Source organism: Micromonospora sp. WMMD882 (assembly GCF_027497255.1).
Lineage (GTDB): Bacteria > Actinomycetota > Actinomycetes > Mycobacteriales > Micromonosporaceae > Micromonospora.
Genome location: NZ_CP114903.1, coordinates 1,419,405 through 1,439,628, shown reverse-complemented (window position 1 = coordinate 1,439,628; position 20,224 = coordinate 1,419,405). Strand labels below are relative to the sequence as shown.

Genomic DNA, 20,224 nt, shown 5'->3' with positions numbered 1-20,224 from the left:
TCACGCCTCGTCGACCAGCCGCCCGTCCCGTAACGTCACCACCCGGTCGGCGACGGCCACCAGCGCCGCGTCGTGGGTGGCCACCAGCGCGGTCGTGCCCCGCGAGCGCACCACCGCCCGCAGCAGGTCCATCACCTGCGCGCCGGTCTCGGAGTCCAACTGGCCGGTCGGCTCGTCGGCGATCAGCACCGCCGGGTCGTTGGCCAGGGCCCGGGCCAACGCGACCCGCTGCTGCTGCCCGCCGGACATCTCGTACGGGCGTTGCCGGGCGTGCCCACCCAGACCGACCAGCTCCAGCAGCATCGCCACCCGCTGCTCCCGCCGCGCCGGATCCGCGCGGACCAGCCGCAACGGCAGGCCGACGTTCTCCGCCGCGGACAGCACCGGGATCAGCCCGAACGACTGGAACACGAACCCGACGGTGTCGCGGCGCAACGCCAGCGCCTCCCGCTCCCGGGCGGCGCTGACCTCCCGACCGGCCACCCGGATCCGACCGCCGGTGGGCCGGTCCAGCCCACCGACCAGGTTCAGCAGGGTCGTCTTGCCCGCCCCGGAACGGCCCCGCACGGCCACCAGCTCACCGCGACCGGCGGTGAACGACACGTCCCGCAGCGCGTGCACCACCTGCCGTCCGGCCGCCGGGAAGTCCCGGCTGACGTTCTCCACGGTCACCACCTGCTCACCCATCACGCCTCCCTGTCGTCGCCGGGTCGCACCCGCACGTGATCGGTCTCCAGGTTCAGCCGCACCCGGTCCCGCAGGGCGAGAGCGTCGACGAACCCGGCGGGCAACTGCATCCGCCCGGACCGGTCGAGCACCGCGTACTCCTCGGTGCGCACCTCCTCGACGCCGTCGGCGCCGACCCGCGCCACCCGCCGTACCTCGCTGGCGGCGCGGCCGTCGCGGATCGCCACGGTCCGGCGGACCTGACCGGCCACGGCCGGGTCGTGGGTGACCACCACCACCGTCACGCCCAGCTCGGCGTTGATGGCCCGCAGCGCCCCGAACACCTCCGCGGCGGTGCTCTCGTCGAGCTCCCCGGTGGGCTCGTCGGCGAAGAGCACCTCCGGGTCGTTGGCGACCGCCACGGCCACCGCGCAGCGCTGCTGCTCGCCGCCGCTCATCCGGTCCGGTCGCCGGTCGGCGCAGTGCCCCACCCCGACCAGCTCCATCAGCTCGACGGCCCGCCGCCGGGCGGCCCGGCCCCGCCGCCCGGCCAACCGCATCGGCAGCTCGACGTTCTCCGCCGCGCTCAGGTACGGCAGCAGGTTCCGGGCGGTCTGCTGCCACACGAACCCGACGGTGTGCCGGCGGTACGCCAGCCGGGTCCGCGCCGACATGGTCAGCAGGTCGTACCCGGCGACCCGGGCGATCCCGGCGGTCGGCACGTCCAACCCGGAGAGGATGTTCAGCACGGTCGACTTGCCGGAGCCGGACGCGCCGACGACCGCGACCAGCTCACCCCGGTCGACGACCAGGTCGAGGCCCTGCAGGGCGACCACCTCCACCCCGTCGGTGGTGAAGATCCGCACCAGGCCGTCGCAGACGATGTGCCCGCGCAGCCGGTCGGCGCCGCCGGCCCGGTCAGCGGCGGCCTGCGCGGCGCGCCGCTGCAACGCCGCCAGGTCCTCACCAGCGCGCACGTCGGTCACAGGTTCTCCTCTCCTCGCCGCGGCGTCCCACCGGGGCGGGCCCGTCGGCTCACCAGAATCTCCACGGCCACCCCGGCGGCCACCCCCACCGCGACGACCGCCAGCACCGCGGCGACCACCAGCGGGTCCAGCCGCCAGCCGGCGCTCACCCCGGAGGTGAACGCGGACAACCCCAACGCCGGGCCCACCAGCAACGGCAGGACCACCCCCACGGCGGCCCCGGCCACCGCGGTCGCGCCCACCAGCGGCGCCACCTCGTACACCAGCAGCCGGCGGCCCTGCCCGGCGGACAGCCCCAGCGCGGACAGCCGCGACAGCAGCAGCGTCCGGGAGCGGCTGTCGGCGAGCACCGCGAACCCGACCGCGAGCAACGCCAGCAGGCTGCCGCCGACCGCGCCGACGGTGAACGTCAACGTCAGCACGTCGTTGACGCCGGTACGGTCCAGCGCCTGCCGGTGCTCGTGCCGGGTGAGCAGCCGCGCCGGCAGCTCCGGGACGCCCACCGGGTCCCCGCGCACCGACGACAGCCACCGCCGTTGCCCGTCGTCGGCCAGCCGCAGCAACGCCGCCCGGTCCACGTCGTCGACGGCGAGCAGGTACCGGTTGGCCACGATCGGGGTGTCCGGGCTCTCGACGAGGGCCTGCCACGGCAGCACCACGAACCGTTCGGCGTCCAGGTCCACGCCCGGGAACGTGTCGACCACGGCGGCCGGGGTGAACGCGTACAGCCGGCCCTGCACGTCGGCGGCGGTGGCGCCGGCGGCCACGGCGGCGGCCACCGGCGGTGACACCACCGCCGGGACCGGCCCGTCGCCGCGGGCGGCGGCGGCGGCCAGCGCCGCCGGCACGTCCACGTCGACGCCGCTGCCGGCGACGACCCGGGCGAACGCCGGACCGTCGACGACCAGCACCCGGGCGGTGGTGACGGGCTCGGCCCGCGGGTCGACGCCGGTGAGCAGCGGCCGGTTCGACTCCACCCGCGCCGGGGCGACCGCCCGCACCCCGGGCAGCGCGGCGAGCCGCCCGCCGGTGTCCGCGTCGAACGCGTACCCGGTGAGCCACGCGTCGGCGGGCACGCTCAGGTCGGCGGCGGTGTCCCGGGCCCGGGTGACGGTGTCGGCGGCCACGGCGCTGAACACGCCGGTGCCCACCGCGACCACCAGCACGGCGAGGGGCCCGGTGGCCGCGGACACGCCGCCCCGGCCGGCGCGGGCCGCGCCGAGCAGCAGCAGGGGTCCCCGGGTACGGGCGGCGGCCCGGTCGAGCAGCCGCACCGCCGCGGGCGTGACCCGCAGCGTGAGCGCCGCGACCGCCACGGCCACCAGCGTCGGCACGGCGGCCAGGTACACGTCGACCGGCCCGTCGTCGACGCCGCGGCGGCGCAGCAGCGCCACCCCCAGCGCGGCGGCGCCCCACACGCCGGCCTCGACGGTGAGCCGCCACGCCGTGCGGCGGCGACGCTGGTCGGCGCGCGCGGTCACGACGGTGACCCGCCGGTGCCCGGCCACCGCGAACAGCGGCACGGCGACGGTGGTGGCCACCGCCAGCGTCGGCAGCGCCCACAGGGTCGCCGGGTCGTCCCGGCCGGGGGCGAGCCGACCGGCCAGCCATCCGGCCGCCACCGCCGCCGGGTGCAGCAGCAACGCCTCGGTCAGGGTCCACCGGGCCAGGTCCGGCAGCGACGCCCCCCGGGACCGCAGCAGCGCCAGCTCGGCGTGCCGGGTCCGCACGGTGACCCGCGCGGCCAGCAGGATCAGCCCGAGCAGGCTGGCCAGCAGCCCGGCCTGCACCATGGCCAGCAGGGTCCGCGCCGACGCCAGTCGCGCGTCGAAACCGACCAAAGTGGTGTCCAGGGACGTCTGCACGGTGGCCGCCGGCAGCCAGGCGGTACGGCGGGCGACGCCGACGGCGGTGGCCAGCTCCTGCGCCGACGACGCCTCGATCCGGTCGGTGTCGAGCCGGTAGCGCCAGGTCCGGGTCACCGGCAGCCCGGCCGTGGTGGCGACCTGGGTCATCCCGGCCGGGTCGGTGACCGCGACGGCCACGAACGGGTCGTTGTCCCCGACCGGCAGCAGCGGCTCCCGGGCCTGCGGCATCGGCTCCCAGTCGGGGTCGGACGTCGGCGTGAACACCCCGGAGACGATCAGGTCGGCGCGGGCGCGGCCGGGCGCGCCGACGGTGAGCCGCACGCCGGGACGCAGTCCCAGGGTGTCGGCGACCGGCCCGGACACGGCGATCTGGGCGGGTTGCCCGGCGGCGGTGCGCGGCCACGCGCCGGCGGTCAGCCGGGCCGCCGCCGGCAGCCCGGTCTGGGCGCGCAGCCCGAACTGCACCCGGGCGCCCTCACCGAGCGGGCCGACGTCACCGCCGGCCACGGCCTGCTCCGCGTCGACCGCCACGGCCTGCCACCGCTGCCCGACCAGGCCGGGCAGCGGTCCGGGCAGCGCCGCGCCGATGCGTTCCAGGGCGTCCGACGGCGGGGCGGGGTCGGTGGGTCCGGACCGCGCCGCCACGGTGACGTCGCGCACCTGGTAGGGCAGGGCCGCCAGGTCGGCGCGCAGGGCCCGGTCGGCGTGGCCGTGGGCGAGCCGGGGAGCGGCGGTGACCAGCGCCGCGGCGACCAGGGCGAGCACGGCCAGCAGCAGCGTGGGTCCGGCGGTGGCGCGGACCCGCCGCCCCAGGGCGCCGGCGCGGGAGCGGCGCGCGGCGGCGCTCACCGGTCCGCTCCGTCGCGCAGCAGACCGGCCTCGGCGTGCCGGCGCGTGCGCCGCGCGGCGACGGTGGTGGCGGCCACCGCCAGCAGCAGCGCCCCGGCGGCGGTGGCCAGCAGCGGCGGCCAGTCGATCACCAGTGTCACCGGTGGGGTGGGTGGCTGCGCCGACGGGGTCAGCACCACCAGGGGCGCCATGGTCGCGGCGACCGTGACCCCCACGGCCAGCCCGGCGGTCACCCCCACGCCGGCGAGGAACGCCTGCTCGACCACCAGCGACCGGGTGACGGTGCGGTGCCCGGCGCCCAGGGCGCGCAGCACCGCCAGCTCGGCGCGGCGGCGGCGGGCGGTGGCGGCCACGTCGACGGCGACGCCGACGGCGGCCAGCAGCGCCGCCGCGACGGTCGCGGCGAACAACGCGCCCCGCGCGCCGACGCCGAACGGGTCCCCGGCCAGGTCGCGGGCGACGGCGTCGCGGTCGTGCACGGTGAGTCCGCCGAGCGTGGCCGCGGCGGCGACCGTGGCGTCGCGGGACGCGGCGTCCACGCCCACCCACCACTCCTGGGGGGCCCGCAGCAGACCCCGGTCGCCGAAGAGCCGGCCGGCCAGCGACGGCAGGTCGGCCACGATCGTGGCCGCCGCGGTGTCGCCGGGGACGGCCGCGACGGCGCCGACGACCCGCACGTCGACCTCGGCCGCGCCGAGCAGCAGCCGGGTGGTGGCGCCGACGTCCAGCCGCAGCGCGGCCAACGCGGCCGGGGTGAGCAGCAGCGGCACCGGCCCCGCGGCCGGGCGGGTCACCGCCAGGCGCACGCCCACGCCCACGCCGCCGCGTCGACGCGCGGCGGCGTCGGGCCGCCGGTGCTCGGCGGTCAGACTGTCACCGGCGGCGGTGGCGTCGAGGCGCACGCCGGCCCGGTCGACGCTGCGCCACGGGCCGCCGCCGGTCAGGTCGACCGGGCGGGCGGGGCCGACGCCGTCGCCGGCACGCAGGCCGGTCAGCCGCCACCGCACGGCCGCGTCGGCGGGCGCGTCGGCCTCCACGGTGAACCCGACCAGCCGGGCCGCCGCGTCGGCGTCGGGCACGTCCACGGTGAACTCCACGGGCGTGCCGGCCGTGGAGGCGCCCAACGGCACCCGCTGGTGCCCGCCGACCGTGTCGGCGAACACCGCCCAGGCGCGCAGCGTCGCGTCGACGCCGTCGACCGTGCCGACCCAGCGGCCGGCCAGTCGCCGCGCGTCGGCCGGCAGCACGGTGACCGGGGCGGCGGCCCGCGCGGCGGCGAGGGCGTCGAACAGTCGACGTGGGGAGCCGCCGCCCAGGTCGGCGCGCATCCGCAGCACCGTCGGCGCGGCGGCGGCGTCGACGGCCAGCAGCGACGCCGGCGTGGCGGCCGCGCCGAGACGCAGCGTGTCCCGCCAGGCGGGCAGGGCGCCGCTCACGCCGGGCAGCGCGGCCACCTGCGCGCCGCGGCGCGCGTCGGCGTCGGGTCGGGTCTCGGTCAGCCGCAGGTCCGCGCCGACCTGATGGTCGGCCTGGTCGCTCAGGGACCGGCTGGTGGTGCCGGCCAGCGACCACGCCAACGCGCTGACCGCCACGGCGAGGGCGACCAGCAGCACCGGCCCGGCGTGCGGACGCCGCCCCGCCTGCCACATGCCCAGCGTCGCCGCGGTCGCCCTCGTCCGGTCGACCCACCGTTGGGCCAGCCGCGTCGACGGCGGCAGCAGCCGCAACGCCAGCACCGCGCCGGCGAGCACCGCCACGGTGGGGGCGGCGGCCAGCAGCGGGTCGACGCCCAGGTCACCGCCCGGACCCGACGACAACGGCGAGGCGTACGCGCGTAGCTGGTACCAGCCCAGCAGCGCCACCACGACCAGCAGCACGTCCACGCCGGCGCGTTGCGCCAGGCCGCGCCGGCCGGGCCGGGACCGGGCCGCCAGGTCGGCCACGTAGGTGTCGGCGCGCCGCAGGTGCGGCGCCAGCATCGCCGCGACGCAGCCGACGGCGACGACACCGGTCACCGTCCAGGCGGCGACGTCCAGGCGGGGCGTCAGCCGCAGCGCCGCCGTCGACAGCGTCGCGCTGCCGTCGGCCTGCCGCAGCGCCCACGCGGCCAGCGGCGGCGCGAGCAGCGCCGCCGGCGCGACCACCAGCGCGGCTTCCCGGGCGGCCAGGGCGGCCACCTGGACCCGACCGGTGCCGCGGGCCCGCAGCAGCGCGGTCTCGCCGCGTCGTCGCTCGGTGAGCAGGGCGGCGACCAGCAGCAGCGTGTACCCGCCCAACACCGCCACCAGCAGCATCGGGGTGATTAGCGCGGACCGGCCCACCAGGGCGGAGCGGCGGATCCGCTCCACCAGCGCGCCGAGGCCGGTGGCGACCGTGCCGGCGTCGCCGAGACCGGCGGCGTCCGGCAGTCCGGCGGCGGCGGCGTCGACGGCCGCGAGCCGGTCCAGGCCGTCCGCGCCGGTGTCGACGTCCGGCGCGACCAGCCACCCGACGGAGGCGTTGCCGAGGAAACCGCGGACGAAGTCGTCCCGGTGCACGGTCACCGGCCCGTACGTGCCCGGGCTGCCCTGCCCGCCGGCGTCCGCCCCGGGGGCCAGCCGCCAGTACGGGTCGCCGGCGGCGTCCGGCCGCCACAACCCGACCACGGCGACGTCGGTGACCCGCCCGGTGAACCCGTCGGTGACCGGGATCCGGTCCCCGACGCCCACGCCCAGGGTCACCGCCACCGACTCGGGCAGGGTGGCCTGCGTCGGGCTGGCCCCGGCAACAGGCCACGCCCCACCGGTCAGCCGGGCGTGCGCGGCCAGGTCGTCGAGGAACATCACCGCCGCGTAGACGACCCCGTCGCCGTCGCCGACGGCGTCCCCGACAGGCCCCCGCAACTGCCGTCCGGCGGCGTACCCGGCGGTGGTGACCGTGCCCGGCCACCCGTCGAGAGCGACGCCGACCGCCTCGCGTAGCGCGCGGTCGGTGTCGGTCAACGCCTGCGGGGTCCGCCCGGCGGGCCCGCGCACCAGCACGGAGCGTTCCTCGGCGGGCGCGGCGGACAGGACCGCCCGGGCCCCGGAGTCGACCACGTCCCGGTGGTAGCCGGCCAGCGCGGTCAACGCGACCGCCGCGACCAGCGTGGCCGCCGCGGCGGCCAGCAGCAGACCGGTGGCCCCGCGGGCCCGCCGTAGCGCCACCTGCATGTGTGTCGTCCCCCCGGTCGCCGTCGCGCGTCAGGGAGGCCGACCGCCGTCCCCGCGTGCCGTCAGAGACAACCGGGCCCACCGGAAAGGTTGGCGCGTGCGGCCACGTCGTCGATCACGACATGGTCACGGAGACCGCCTCAGCCGCGCGGGCCCAGGTCCCCGTTGCGGTAGTGCCGCCGACACAGCACCTGGTAGTGCACCCGCGCGTCGGCGGCGGTGTCACCGATGACGACCCGCTCGCCCTCCCGGACCACCCGCCCACCGACGACCCGGGCGTTGAGCAGCCCCTCCCGCCCGCACCAGCACAGCACCTCCACCTGGATGCGGGCCACCTGGTCGGCGAGCTCGAACAGCCGCTGCGCGGCCGGGAAGAAACACGACCGGAAGTCCGTGGCCAACCCGAACGCGAACACGTCGACGTCGTCGTGGTCGACCAGCTCCGCCATCTGCTCGACGTGCTCGACCCGGTAGAACGACGCCTCGTCGCAGATCAGGTAGTCCACCCGCACCCCCTCGGCCCACCGGCCACGCACCAACGCCCGCAGGTCCAGCTCGTCGGTGACCTCGATGGCCTCGTGCGCCAACCCGATCCGGGTGGTGACCTGTGGGCCCAGCGACCGGTCGATGCGGGTGGTGACCAGCCCACGCCGGCCCTGCCGGGCATGGTTGTAGTTCATCTGCAACGCCATGGTGGACTTGCCGCAGTCCATCGGCCCCCAGAAGAACTTCAACGCCGCGGCGTGCCGGGGACGCCCGTCCGCGCGGCCCGCGTCCGGCCCCGGCGCGGCGGCGCGGGCCGGACCGTCGGGCTCACCCGGCAACGGCCGGGCCAGGCAGGTCGGGGCGGCGTCGTCGACATCGGTCACGGTCGGGCAGCCTATCCCATCGAAAGCCGCCAATGAGCCTGGTCACAGGACCCGAGGCGGGACGTTGCCCGCCGCGACGATCGCCCGCCGCACCGGCACCGCCGCCAACAACACGAACCCCACCACGAAGAACACCAGCAACGACACCAGCCCCACCCGGTAGGAACTCGTGAGCTGGAACACCACCCCGAACGCCAACGGCCCCAACCAACTGGTCCCCTTGTCGCTGATCTCGTAGAAGCCGTAGTACTCGCCCTCCCGGCCGGCCGGGATCATCTGACTGAACAACGACCGGCTCAACGCCTGACTACCCCCCAGCACCAACCCGATACCCGCCCCCAGCACCATGAACGGCACCGGCGCCTCGGCCGGCAACCGGAACGCCGCCAGGATCACCGCCGTCCACAACACCAACGACAGCAGCACCGTCTTCCACGCCCCGATCCGCTTCGCCAACGCCCCCAACGTCAACGCCCCACCGAACGCCAGGAACTGCACCAGCAGAATCGTCACGATCAACGTCGACTGCCCCAGCCGCAGCTCCTCCGTGCCGTACTGGCTGGCCAACGCGATCACCGTCTGGATGCCGTCGTTGTACACCAGGAACGCCAACAGGAAGAACAACGTCAACGGATACGCCCGCATCTCCCGCACCGTACGACCCAACTGCCGGAACCCGTCGACCAGCACGTGGCCGCCCCCCGCCACGGCCGCCACCGACGGCCGCTCCCGCAACCACGCCAACGGCACCACCGTAAACACCGCCCACCACACCCCGGCCGACACGATCGACCACCGCGCCAGATCCAGGGTCCGCTGCGCCGTGCCGTCGGAGAACGAGTTCACCACCACCAGGTTCACCGCCAACAGCAGCCCACCACCCAGATACCCCAACGCCCACCCCCGACTGGAGATGCCGTCCCGGTCGTCCGGCCCACCCAACTGCGGCAGGAACGAGTTGTACACCACCACCGCCGCCCCGAAGGCGATGTTCGCCACCACGAACAACACCCCACCCAGCAGGTACCGGCCCCCGGTCACCAACGCCATCGCCACCGTCGCGCCCGCCCCCACGAACGCGAACACCGCCAACAACCGCTTACGCCGCGGCGACCGGTCCGCCACCGCCCCCACCACCGGCAACACGAACACCGTCAACAACACCGACAACGACACCAGGTACGGGAAATACGACCCCGCCGCCACCCGCACCCCCAACGGGTACACGTGCCCGTCACACCCGTCCGCGCCCAACCCGCACCCGGCCGCCACCTTCGTCACGCTCGTCAGGAACGGCCCCAGGAACACCGTGACCACCGTCGTGGAGAACGCCGACATCGCCCAGTCGTAGAAATACCAGCCGGTACGCTCCCGACGGGTGCTCACCGGCCCCACCGGCGCGGACGGCAGGGTGGTCTCGGCCATCGACGAACCCCCGGGGTGGCTCAGGCGGCCCAGTGGCCGCGACTGCGGTACACGTCGCGCAGCACACCGACGTGATCGGTCATGATGCCATCCACACCCAGGTCCAGTAACTCGTGCATCTCGTCAGGTTCGTCGATCGTCCAGACGTGCACCTGCAACCCGAGCCGGTGGGCGTGACCGACCAACCGCCGATCCACCACCGGCACCCGCCCCCACCGCACCGGAACCTGCGCGGCCACCACCGACGGCGGCAACCGCAGCCGCCGCCCCGTCACCGACGCCCACCGCAGCCACGCCACCCCCCGCATCCCCAACGACGTGGCCACCGCCGGCCCGGCCGCCACCCGCAACCGCGCCAGCCGGGCGTCACTGAACGACGCCAGCAGCACCCGCTCACCGGCGGCGCCCCGCCGCACCGCCGCCACCGTCGGCTCCACCGCCGCGTCGGCCTTCACGTCGACGTTGAACCGCACCTGCGGCCACGCGTCCAGCACCTCGTCCAGCCTCGGCACCACCGCGGCCCCACCCACCCGCACCGTCACCAGGTCCGCCCACCGCAACGCCGCCAACCGCCCCCGCTGCCCGGTCAACCGCTCCAACGTCGCGTCGTGGAACACCACCGGCACCCCGTCGGAGGTGGCGTGCACGTCGGTCTCCACGTACCGGTAACCGAGCGCCACGGCCCGCGCGAACGCCGCCACCGTGTTCTCGTCACCCTGCGCGGCCCCACCACGGTGGGCGAAGGCCAACGGGGCGGGCGCGTCCAGAAAGGCATGCTGCGGCACGCCGGCAGTATGCCCGCGCCCGGTGACCCGCCGGTGACCGCCACCCCAGCGGCGTCCGACCAACCGCCGTCAGACCGACCACCGGCCCCTCACGGATTGGTCGAACAGGTAACTGGCGCACGGCGACAGGCGCACCCACGCCTGCAACAGGGTCGCCCGACCCGGCATCACCGTCAGGATCCCCACCACCGCGGTCAGCGCCAGCAACACGATCTGCGTGGCCCCAACCCCAGCGCCAGCGGCCCCGCCAACCACGACGACGCCACCACCACCACGATCTCCACCGGCAACGGCAGATCCCGCCCCCACACCGAGACCAACGCCAGCACCGGCGTCACCCGCGCGGACGCGGGAACGGGGGAGCGGGGCATCGGCACCGGCATACCGCCTCCAGATCGGCACGGGCCCGGCAGACGCCGGTCACGCCCCCTGCACGGTCAGCGTGCCCCGCGCGGGACCACCACCGGTAGTCCTGGCCATAACGCCGACACCACCACAGACCGGCCGAAATCTCCCCGCCCGACCCACCTCACCGCCGTGGCGAACGCCCGTCCCACCGCTCAGCCGGCGGCCGGTCGCCGCCGGTGCCGACGACCGACATCCACCGGCCGACCCGGATCCACGTGCCGGGGCCGGTCCGGCTCGTCGACCCGCAACGGCGCCAACGTGTCGGTGATCGCGTCCACGATCAGATCCGTCGCCCGCCGCGCCGCCCCCGGCCCGACCCGATCCACCCCGCCCAACTCCACCGGCGCGCCGAACCGCACCCGGACCACCGGACGCCGTCGAACCGCCCGCCACAGCGCCGCCACGATGCCCTTCGGCGCCCGGTACGGCAACACCTCGTGCGACCCCCACTGCGCCACCGGCACCACCGGCGCGCCACAGGCCAACGCCAACCGCGCCGTGCCGGTCTTGCCGCGCTCCGGCCACATCCCCGGATCCAGGCCGATCCGCCCCTCCGGATACACCAGGAGCACCGACCCGGCCATGGCCGCCGCCGCGGCCTCCTGCAGCACCCGCCCCACCGCCGCGCTGCCCCGGTCCACCCGGATGTGCCCGGCGTGCCGCATCATCGCGCCCACCACCGGCGCCCGGAACAGCCCGCCGGTGGCCAGGAACCGCGGCGCGACCCCACGGGCGCGGCACGCCGCGGCCAGCACCACCGGATCGAACGGGCTGATGTGGTTGGCGGCCAGGATCAGCGGACCCCGACGTGCCGCCGACGGCACGTCGCCGCTGACCTCCAGCCGGGCCACCGCGGCGACCACGATCCGCGCGACCAGTTGGGCGGCACGCCACGACCACGGCGTCCGCCAGGGGGAGGTGTCCATCAGCAGAGGATGGTCGCACGCCGCGCCGGACGGCGGGGGACAGGGTAGCCGCCCGGTCGGGGTGACCAGGGTCATCCGACCCGAGGCGGATCAGGACCCCCGCTCCCACCCCCACGACTACGACACCCGGTAGTATCTACTACGCCATGTAGTACGACCTGGGGGGTTCCTGGTGGACGCATTGGACGTCGCCCGCTGGCAATTCGGTGTCACCACCGTCTACCACTTTCTCTTCGTCCCACTCACCATCGGCCTGTCCGTCCTCGTCGCCATCCTCCAGACCCTCTGGCACCGCACCGGCCACCAGCACTACCTCAAACTCACCAAATTCTACGGAAAACTCTTCCTCATCAACTTCGCCATGGGCATCGTCACCGGCATCGTCCAGGAATTCCAGTTCGGCATGAACTGGAGCGACTACTCCCGCTTCGTCGGCGACATCTTCGGCGCGCCCCTCGCCATCGAAGCCCTCGTCGCCTTCTTCCTCGAATCCACCTTCCTCGGACTCTGGATATTCGGCTGGGACCGCCTCCCCAAACGCATCCACCTCGCCACCATCTGGGCCGCCGCCACCGGCTCCACCCTCAGCGCCTACTTCATCCTCGCCGCCAACTCCTGGATGCAGAACCCCGTCGGCTACCACATCAACCCCGACACCGGCCGCGCCGAACTCACCGACTTCCTCGCCGTCCTCACCAACAAAGTCGCCCTCGTCACCTTCCCCCACACCATCGCCGGCTGCTTCCTCGTCGCCGGCAGCATCATCGTCGCCGTCGCCCTCTGGCACCTCACCCGACACCCCCACCACCCCGACACCCCCACCTACCGCTTCGCCGCCCGCTTCGGCGCCTGGACCACCCTCGCCGCCACCACCGCCGTCCTCGTCACCGGCGACATCCAAGGCAAAATCATGACCGACGTCCAACCCATGAAAATGGCCGCCGCCGAAGGCCTCTACACCACCGAAACCCCCGCCGCCCTCAGCGTCCTCACCATCGGCAGCCTCGACGGAAGCCGCGAGCTCTACGCCCTCAAAATCCCCTACCTACTCAGCGTCCTCGGCACCGGCGACCCACACGGCACCGTCCACGGCATCGACAACCTTCAAGCCCAATACGCCGCCCAGTACGGCCCCGGCAACTACACCCCGATCATCCCGGTCACCTACTGGAGCTTCCGCATGATGATCGGCTTCGGACTCGCCACCGCGGCCATCGCCCTCTGGGTCCTCTGGGCCCACCGCAAAGGCCGTACCCCCACCGGAAAATGGCTCCTCCGCGCCGGCCTCACCATGCCCCTGCTCCCACTCGCCGCCAACAGCTTCGGCTGGATCTTCACCGAAATGGGCCGCCAACCCTGGATCGTCTTCGGCGAAATGCTCACCCGCGACGGCGTCTCCCGCGCCGTCAGCCGCACCGAAGTCCTCACCAGCTTCACCGCCTTCACCCTCGTCTACGCCACCCTCGCCGTCATCGAAGTCCGGCTCCTCATCCGCTACGCCAAAACCGGCCTACCCCCCGACGAACCCAACCCACCCGACCACACCGACGACCCCGACCGACCCCTCGCCTTCGCCTACTGACCCCGGAGCCCCACCATGGACCTCACCACCGTCTGGTTCGTCCTCATCGCCGTCCTCTTCACCGGCTACTTCATCCTCGAAGGCTTCGACTTCGGCGTCGGCGCGCTCCTACCCCTCCTCGCCCACGACGACCGCGAACGCCGAGTCATGATCAACACCATCGGACCCGTCTGGGACGGCAACGAAGTCTGGCTCATCACCGCCGCCGGCGCCATGTTCGCCGCCTTCCCCGAGTGGTACGCCACCCTCTTCTCCGGCTTCTACCTACCCCTCCTCCTCATCCTCCTCGCCCTCATCATCCGCGGCGTCGCCTTCGAATACCGCCACAAACGCCCCGACACCACCTGGAAACGCCGCTGGGACACCGCCATCACCATCGGCAGCCTCACCCCCGCCCTCCTCTGGGGCATCACCTTCGCCAACATCCTCCGCGGCGTACCCCTCAACAACCACCACGACCACACCGGCACCCTCCTCGACCTCCTCACCCCCTACGCCCTCCTCGGCGGCCTCACCACCACCACCCTCTTCCTCACCCACGGCGCCGTCTTCACCGCCCTCAAGACCACCGGCGACATCCGCCACCGCGCCCGCACCCTCGCCACCCGCCTCGCCACCCTCACCACCATCTCCACCGCAGCCTTCCTCACCTGGACCCTCACCATCCGCGGCAACACCACCGCCACCATCCTCGCCGCCACCGCCACCGCAGCCCTACTCACCGCCCTCACCGCCACCCGCGCCCGCCGCGAAGGCTGGGCCTTCACCGCCACCGCCACCGCCATCGCCCTCACCACCGCCACCCTCTTCACCGCCCTCCACCCCACCCTCCTACCCTCCACCACCGACCCCGCCGGCACCCTCACCGCCACCAACGCCGCCTCCACCTCCTACACCCTCGGCATCATGACCTGGGTCGCCGCCCTCTTCACCCCCGTCGTCCTGACCTACCAGGGCTGGACCTACTGGGTCTTCCGCCACCGCATCGGCATCACCCACATCCCCACCCACTGACACCCGTGGCGCGGAGCGAACGCCCCGCGCCACACCCCACCCACCCGAACAACCTCAACCCGCCTCGCGCAACTCCGCCAACCGCGCCTCGATCTCCGCCAACTCCGCCCGCAACTTCTCCGCCTGCTGCTCCGCCTCAGCCCGCTCCGCCGCCAGAATCTGCTCCACCGCCTCCTGCACCCCCGGCACATCCACCAACGCCACCATCCGCAACGCCTCCGCCGGCCGCACCACGTACGGCTTCGCCAACGACCGACTGCCCTGCTGCGCCGCCACCGTCCACTCACCCTCGGCGTACTGCAACGTCACCACCAGACCCGACGGCCCCTTCGCCTTCACCGCCTTCACCGGCCGCCGCGCCGGCCGCGCCTCCCCGGACCCCACCTTCGGCTCCTCCCGCCGCGCCCCCTGCCCACCCGACTCCTCGACCCGCGACACCGGACGCTCCAACACGAACTCCGGCTCCACCGGCGCCACCTCCACCACCGGCGCCACCTCCGGCTCCGGCTCCGCCTTCACCCGCCGCCCCACACCCCGCGGCGCCACCGCCACATCGGCAGGGGAGAAGGGCAACTCGTCCCGCCCGAACCGCACCACCACGAACTCGTCCGACACCGCCGGATCCGTCAACTCCACCACCTGACCCACCTGACCGGCCACCTGCCCCGCCGACGCCGTGAACACCACCCTCGGCTTCCGCCCCGCCGCCAACGCCTCCCGGATGCCCTGCACCTCGTCAGTGGACAAACCCTGGCCCTCGGCACCCATGCCAACCTCATTTCCGAACATCTGTCTGATTTCCCTGCCTTGATACCAGCCCGCCCCGACACCCCACCCGCCGGGGGACCACCCCCACCCGACCACGCCGGTAACCTCCCCGACACGACCACCGACCGGGGGAGAGGACACCGTGGCACCGGTAACCGTCATCACCGGCGGCGCACGCGGCATCGGCGCCGCCACCGCCCGCAGACTCGCCCACGCCGGCCACGACATCGCCCTGTGCTACCGACGCGACCACGCCGCCGCCACCGCGGTGCTCGCCGACATCCACGCCGCCGGACGCCACGGCATCGCCCTGCCCACCGACACCCGCGAACCCGACCAGGTCACCCACCTGTTCGACACCGCCACCCAGACTCTCGGCCCGATCACCGGCCTGGTCAACAACGCCGGCGTCACCAGCCCGATCGGCCCCTTCGTCGACCTCGCCGTCGACGACATCCGCCAGGTCGTCGACGTCAACATCGTCGGCTACCTGCTCTGCGCCCAACAGGCCGCCCGCCGGATGGCAGCCGGATCGGCAATCGTCAACGTCTCCTCGGTCGCCGCCACCCTCGGCAGCCCGGGGGAGTACATCCACTACGCCGCCAGCAAGGCCGCCACCGACACCCTCACCATCGGCCTGGCCAAGGAGCTCGCCCCGCGCGGCATCCGGGTCAACGCGGTCGCGCCCGGCATCATCCGCACCGACATCCACGCCCAGTCCGGGATGCCGGACCGACCCGACCGCTCCGCCGACCGCATCCCGCTCGGCCGTCCCGGTGAACCCGACGAGGTGGCCGCCGCCGTCGCCTGGCTGCTGGGACCGGACGCGTCGTACACCACCGGGACGGTGCTGCGCGTCGGCGGCGGCCTCTGACCTTCGGGCGGAGGAGGCTCGCCATCCTCAACTTGACATAATGTACATTATCGAATTTTGGCTGGGTCGAGCGGTTCACGGAAACAGGAGTGTCTCCCGAAGGCGGATCACCCCGTCTCGCTGATCTGGAGTCGATCATGCGGTCCGGTCGGGATCGGTCGGGATTTTCGCACCAGCCGGAGTCCGGTCTACTGCGCGAAGACGCCTCGCGCCGCGGCGAGGCGTCTTCGCGCGGCGCGAGCAACCGCGAGGCATCCGTGGTCCGACGTGAGGCCGGGTGGTACCGAGTGGCGCCGGCCGGATGGCCGATCAGCCCGACACCGGCCCGACGGCTCTCACTCCGGGTCGGGCCACCGTCTCCACCCCCGGTGGTCGGGTCCCTCTCCGGTACGGCGACGCAGGCCGTCATGCGCGCAGAGCGCCCGGCGTGTCCCCGTCATGGGGCGGAGGAGACGTGGGCGGCCGGATTGCCGCTCTCCCCCGCCCTGGCCACCGGACCCGAAAATCATGCATAATTACCCTTATGCATGACAAAGTGGACAGTGTGTTTCTGGTGCTCGTCGAGGAGTTCCTCGTCGCCCGGGCCACCCGCAAGCCGTCCCCGCACACGCTCGACGCGTACCGGCGGGACCTGGTGGGGGTGGCGCGCCTGGCGGCGGAACGGGCGGCCACTCCCCTCCCCCTGGACGCCCTGACGATCACCGACCTCTCCCCCCGGCTGCTGCGGGCCGCGTTCGCGGCGTACGCCGCTCCCCGCGCGGCGGCGTCGGTGCACCGGGCCTGGTCCACCTGGAACAACTTCTTCACGTACCTGGTGGCGGAGGGGGTGGTCGCCGGGAATCCGATGCCGGCGGTGGACCGGCCCCGCGCCCCACTCCCCCAGCCCAAGCCGCTACGCGGGGAGGACACCCCGGAGCGGCTGCTCGCCGCCGTGGCGCAGGGCGCCGGTCGGCAGCACGACCCGTGGCCGGAGCGGGACGTGGCCGTCCTGGCGCTGGCGTTGTGCACGGGGCTGCGACTGTCGGAGCTGCTGGCGTTACGGGTGGCGAGTGTGGCCGGTCGGCCCGGTGAGCGGCGGGTGGACGTGGCGGGCAAGGGTGGCCGGCCGCGGGTGGTGCCGGTGGAGCCGGAGTTGGACGAGGTGCTGGTGGCCTACCTGGAGAGCCGGGCGCGGCGGTTCGGTAGGCGTTCGGTACGGCCGGACTCGGCGTTGCTGGTGGACCGTCGGGGTGAGCCGTTGCGCCGTGGCGGGCTGCAGTATCTGGTGGATTCGTGTTACCGGCGGGCAGGGGTCACCGATCGGGTGCCGGTGGGCGCGCGGTTGCACGCGTTGCGGCACACGTTCGCGACGCGGTTGGCCGAGGACGGGGCGAGCGCGGCGGAGATCATGCGGTTGCTGGGGCATGCGTCGTTGTCGTCGTCGCAGTCGTACATCGAGGTGACGGCGGGTCAGCAGCGGGCGGCGGTGCGGTCGAACCGTACGCATCGGGTGTTGGCGGGGTTGGTGGGGTGAGGTCAGGCGGGTTGGTGGTGGTGGCGTGGGGTGTGGTGGTGAGGTGTTCGAGCATGAGGGCGAGCAGGGCGGCGCGTTCGGGCATGCGGGTGAGGTCGATCCATTCGCCGCGGGCGTGGGGTAGGCCACCGACTGCGCCGAGGCCGTCGAGGGTGGGTACGCCGAGGCCGCCGGTGAAGTTGGCGTCGGAGGCGCCGGCGACGTGGGCGCCGTGGATGGGGGGTAGGCCGAGTTGGGTGGCGGCGTCCTGGGCGAGGCGCAGGAGTGGGCGGGAGAGGGTGTCGGTGAGGGGGTTGCGGTTGATGCCGCCGGTGACGGTGAGGGTGGCGCCGGGTAGGTGGGGGCGGAGGTTGTGCAGGAGGGTGTCGACGCGGTGGAGTTCGTGGGGGGTCCAGGCGCGTACGTCGACGGTGAGGGTGGCGGTTTCGGGGACGACGTTGGACATGGTTCCGGCGGTGAGGGCGGTGGGGGTGACGGTGGTGTCGGGGGTGTTGTGGTCGCGGATGGTGAGGATCTGGTGGGCGAGTTCGACGGCGGCGTTGATGCCTCGGTGGGGTTCGACGCCGGCGTGGGCGGCGCGGCCGTGGATGTGGATCTGGTAGGCGGATCCGCCTTTTCGGGCGATTTTGAGGTCGCCGGTTTCGGTGCTGGGTTCGAGGACGAGGACGGCGGCGGATCGGCTGGCTTGTTCTTCGATGAGGGCGCGGGAGGTGGGTGAGCCGCTTTCTTCGTCGCTGGTGAGCAGGACGCCGATGTGGGTGGGGTCGGTGGTCAGTTCGAGTGCGGTGAGCATCTGGACGATGCCGGCTTTCATGTCGCAGATGCCGGGGCCGGTGGCGGTGTGGCCGTTGGTGGTGAAGGGCCAGTCGTGGATGGTGCCGGCGGGCCAGACGGTGTCGTAGTGGCCGAGGAGGAGGACGCGTTGGTCTTCGGCGGCCCAGAGGAGGTGGGGTGGTCCGTCGCGGTGGATGTGTCGGGGGGGTCGGCGCAGGGCGGCGGTTCCCCAGGTGTGGAGGAGGTCGGCGCAGGTGGTGAGGGCGGTGGTGTGGCCGGGTGGGGTTTCGTGTTCGACGAGTTGTCGGAGTCGGGTGGTGAGCAGGTCGGTGTGGGCGTGGGCGCGGTGTCGTAGGTGCGTGGTGTCGGCCATGGGGCGATGGTGTCAGTGGGTGGGGTGCGGGGTCTGTCGCGATCGTGCGGGATGTGTGGGTGTGGTGGGGTCTCAGGGGTGGGTGGCGGTGAGGTGGTTGGCGAGGTAGGTGGTGACGTCGGTGAGGTTGCCGTGTTGACGGGCGGCGTGTCGTTGGCGGGTGGCGCCGGTGCCGGTGGTGGTGAGGTGCTTGATGGTGGTGGTGACGAGGTGGTGGTCGTCGTGGGCGTGGAGGGTGGGGGTGAGGTGGTCGATGAGGTCGGTGAGGATGTGGTGGGCGGGGCGTAGTTGGTGGGTGTGGGGGTCGAGTAGGTGGCCGTCGAGTCCGTCTCGGGCGGCGCGCCAGTAGGCGGCGCGGAGGGTTTCGGTGGGGGTGTCGGGGCCGTGGTCGCCGTGGTGGATGGCGTGGGTGGCGTGGGTGGTGAGGGCGCGGACGATGGCGGCGAGGGTGGCGGTTTCGGTGGCGGTGATGGGGACGTCGGCGGCGCGGATTTCGAGGGTGGGGTGGGTGGGTGAGGGGCGGATGTCCCAGAAGAGGGTGGCGGGGTCGACGAGGGCGCCGGCGGTGGTGAGGGTGTGGATGGTGTGGTGGTAGTGGGTGAGGGAGGTGAAGTGGGGTGGGGGGCCGGCGTTGGGCCAGCGGGTCCAGGTCATGGTGCGCCAGCTTGCGTAGCCGGTGTCGCGGCCTTCCCAGTGGGGTGAGTTGGCGGTGAGGGCGATGAGGAGGGGTAGGTGGGGGCGGAGGTGGTTGCTGACGTAGAGGGCGTGTTCGGTGTCGGGTATTTCGACGTGGATGTGGGCGGCGCAGATGGCGAGTTCGTCGTGGAGGGCGCGGTAGGTGGCGGTGCCGTGGTCTTGGCGGGGGCCGGGGGTGATGGGTGGGGGTACGGCGCCGGGTTGGATGGGGGTGCCGGTGGGGATGACGTGGAGTCCGTTGGTGGTGGCGGCGTGGGCGATGGTGGTGCGGGCGTCGAGGAGTTCGTGGAGGAGTTGGGTGGTGGAGGTGGTGGGGTTGGTGCGGGTTTCGATGTGGAGGGTGGTGATTTCGCCGGAGACGCGGGTGCCGAGGTGGGGGGTGGCGTGGTTGATGATGGTGGTGGCGTGGGGGGTGGTGGTTCCGGTGGTGGGGTCGATGACGAGGAATTCTTCTTCGACGCCGATGCGGGGGGCGGTGGTGGGTGGGGGCACCGGGTGTTTCTCCTGTGTGGGGGTGTGGGGGTGTGGTGGTTGTCGGGTGTGGAGGGTGTGGTGGGGGTTGGGCTTTTTGGCGTTAGGGGTGGGGGTGGTGGTGGGGGGAGGCTGGTGGGGTCGCGGCGGGTTGGCTGTCGTGGTCTTGGGTGAAGGGAGTGTGTG

Annotated in this window: 15 protein-coding genes and 1 pseudogene; 4 read left to right on the top strand and 12 right to left on the bottom strand. The window is 73.8% G+C overall.

Annotated features, from left to right (window positions below):
* The 9 genes from O7606_RS05385 to O7606_RS05345 all read right to left on the bottom strand — a co-directional run bounded on the left by O7606_RS05385 (position 1) and on the right by O7606_RS05345 (position 11,973).
* The gene (locus tag O7606_RS05385; protein WP_281597934.1) at positions 1–687 is read right to left on the bottom strand and encodes an ABC transporter ATP-binding protein; all 687 of its coding nucleotides are present in this window, start codon (positions 685–687) and stop codon (positions 1–3) included.
* Positions 687–1,652, bottom strand: a complete 966-nt coding sequence (locus O7606_RS05380; RefSeq protein WP_281597933.1) for an ABC transporter ATP-binding protein — start codon at positions 1,650–1,652, stop codon at positions 687–689. Before O7606_RS05380 ends, O7606_RS05385 begins: the two co-directional genes overlap by 1 nt.
* Positions 1,649–4,369, bottom strand: coding sequence for an ABC transporter permease (locus O7606_RS05375; RefSeq protein WP_281597932.1), 2,721 nt, complete (start codon positions 4,367–4,369; stop codon positions 1,649–1,651). The genes O7606_RS05380 and O7606_RS05375 overlap by 4 nt, the downstream gene beginning before the upstream one ends.
* Positions 4,366–7,560, bottom strand: coding sequence for an ABC transporter permease (locus O7606_RS05370; protein WP_281597930.1), 3,195 nt, complete (start codon positions 7,558–7,560; stop codon positions 4,366–4,368). The genes O7606_RS05375 and O7606_RS05370 overlap by 4 nt, the downstream gene beginning before the upstream one ends.
* A gap of 140 nt (positions 7,561–7,700) precedes the next feature.
* On the bottom strand, positions 7,701–8,384 hold the full coding sequence (locus O7606_RS05365; RefSeq protein WP_281599500.1) for a thymidine kinase: 684 nt from the start codon (positions 8,382–8,384) through the stop codon (positions 7,701–7,703).
* Between the two features lie 87 nt (positions 8,385–8,471).
* Positions 8,472–9,854 (bottom strand): MFS transporter, encoded by a 1,383-nt coding sequence (locus tag O7606_RS05360; protein WP_281597929.1) that lies wholly within the window; start codon positions 9,852–9,854, stop codon positions 8,472–8,474.
* Between the two features lie 20 nt (positions 9,855–9,874).
* On the bottom strand, positions 9,875–10,639 hold the full coding sequence (locus O7606_RS05355; protein ID WP_281597928.1) for a glycerophosphodiester phosphodiesterase: 765 nt from the start codon (positions 10,637–10,639) through the stop codon (positions 9,875–9,877).
* 194 nt (positions 10,640–10,833) lie between these two features.
* Complete coding sequence (locus O7606_RS05350; RefSeq protein ID WP_281597926.1) at positions 10,834–11,010, bottom strand: hypothetical protein; 177 nt, start codon at positions 11,008–11,010, stop codon at positions 10,834–10,836.
* 189 nt (positions 11,011–11,199) lie between these two features.
* Positions 11,200–11,973 (bottom strand): lysophospholipid acyltransferase family protein, encoded by a 774-nt coding sequence (locus O7606_RS05345; protein ID WP_281597925.1) that lies wholly within the window; start codon positions 11,971–11,973, stop codon positions 11,200–11,202.
* 172 nt (positions 11,974–12,145) lie between these two features.
* Here O7606_RS05345 and O7606_RS05340 point away from each other — a divergent pair, with 172 nt between their 5' ends.
* Together O7606_RS05340 and cydB are read left to right on the top strand one after the other, a co-directional pair.
* Positions 12,146–13,555: a cytochrome ubiquinol oxidase subunit I gene (locus O7606_RS05340; RefSeq protein ID WP_281597924.1), complete on the top strand. Its 1,410-nt coding sequence runs from the start codon at positions 12,146–12,148 to the stop codon at positions 13,553–13,555.
* Between the two features lie 15 nt (positions 13,556–13,570).
* Positions 13,571–14,569, top strand: a complete 999-nt coding sequence (gene cydB, locus O7606_RS05335) for a cytochrome d ubiquinol oxidase subunit II (RefSeq protein ID WP_281597923.1) — start codon at positions 13,571–13,573, stop codon at positions 14,567–14,569.
* 54 nt (positions 14,570–14,623) lie between these two features.
* On the opposite strand, the gene O7606_RS05330 is transcribed toward cydB, so the two are convergent.
* Positions 14,624–15,337, bottom strand: a complete 714-nt coding sequence (locus O7606_RS05330) for a hypothetical protein (protein ID WP_281597922.1) — start codon at positions 15,335–15,337, stop codon at positions 14,624–14,626.
* A 142-nt stretch (positions 15,338–15,479) separates the two neighbouring features.
* On the opposite strand from O7606_RS05330, the gene O7606_RS05325 reads away from it, so the two are divergent.
* Positions 15,480–16,211: an SDR family oxidoreductase gene (locus O7606_RS05325; protein ID WP_281597920.1), complete on the top strand. Its 732-nt coding sequence runs from the start codon at positions 15,480–15,482 to the stop codon at positions 16,209–16,211.
* 523 nt (positions 16,212–16,734) lie between these two features.
* A complete protein-coding gene (locus O7606_RS05320; protein ID WP_281597919.1) occupies positions 16,735–17,724 on the top strand; it encodes a tyrosine-type recombinase/integrase in 990 nt (329 codons plus the stop codon).
* A 58-nt stretch (positions 17,725–17,782) separates the two neighbouring features.
* On the opposite strand, the pseudogene O7606_RS05315 reads toward O7606_RS05320, so the two are convergent.
* Positions 17,783–18,871: pseudogene (locus tag O7606_RS05315) on the bottom strand (M20/M25/M40 family metallo-hydrolase); the annotation flags it as partial.
* A gap of 72 nt (positions 18,872–18,943) precedes the next feature.
* Positions 18,944–20,059, bottom strand: a complete 1,116-nt coding sequence (locus O7606_RS05310) for a glutamate--cysteine ligase (protein WP_281597918.1) — start codon at positions 20,057–20,059, stop codon at positions 18,944–18,946.
* Positions 20,060–20,224: the final 165 nt, after the last annotated feature.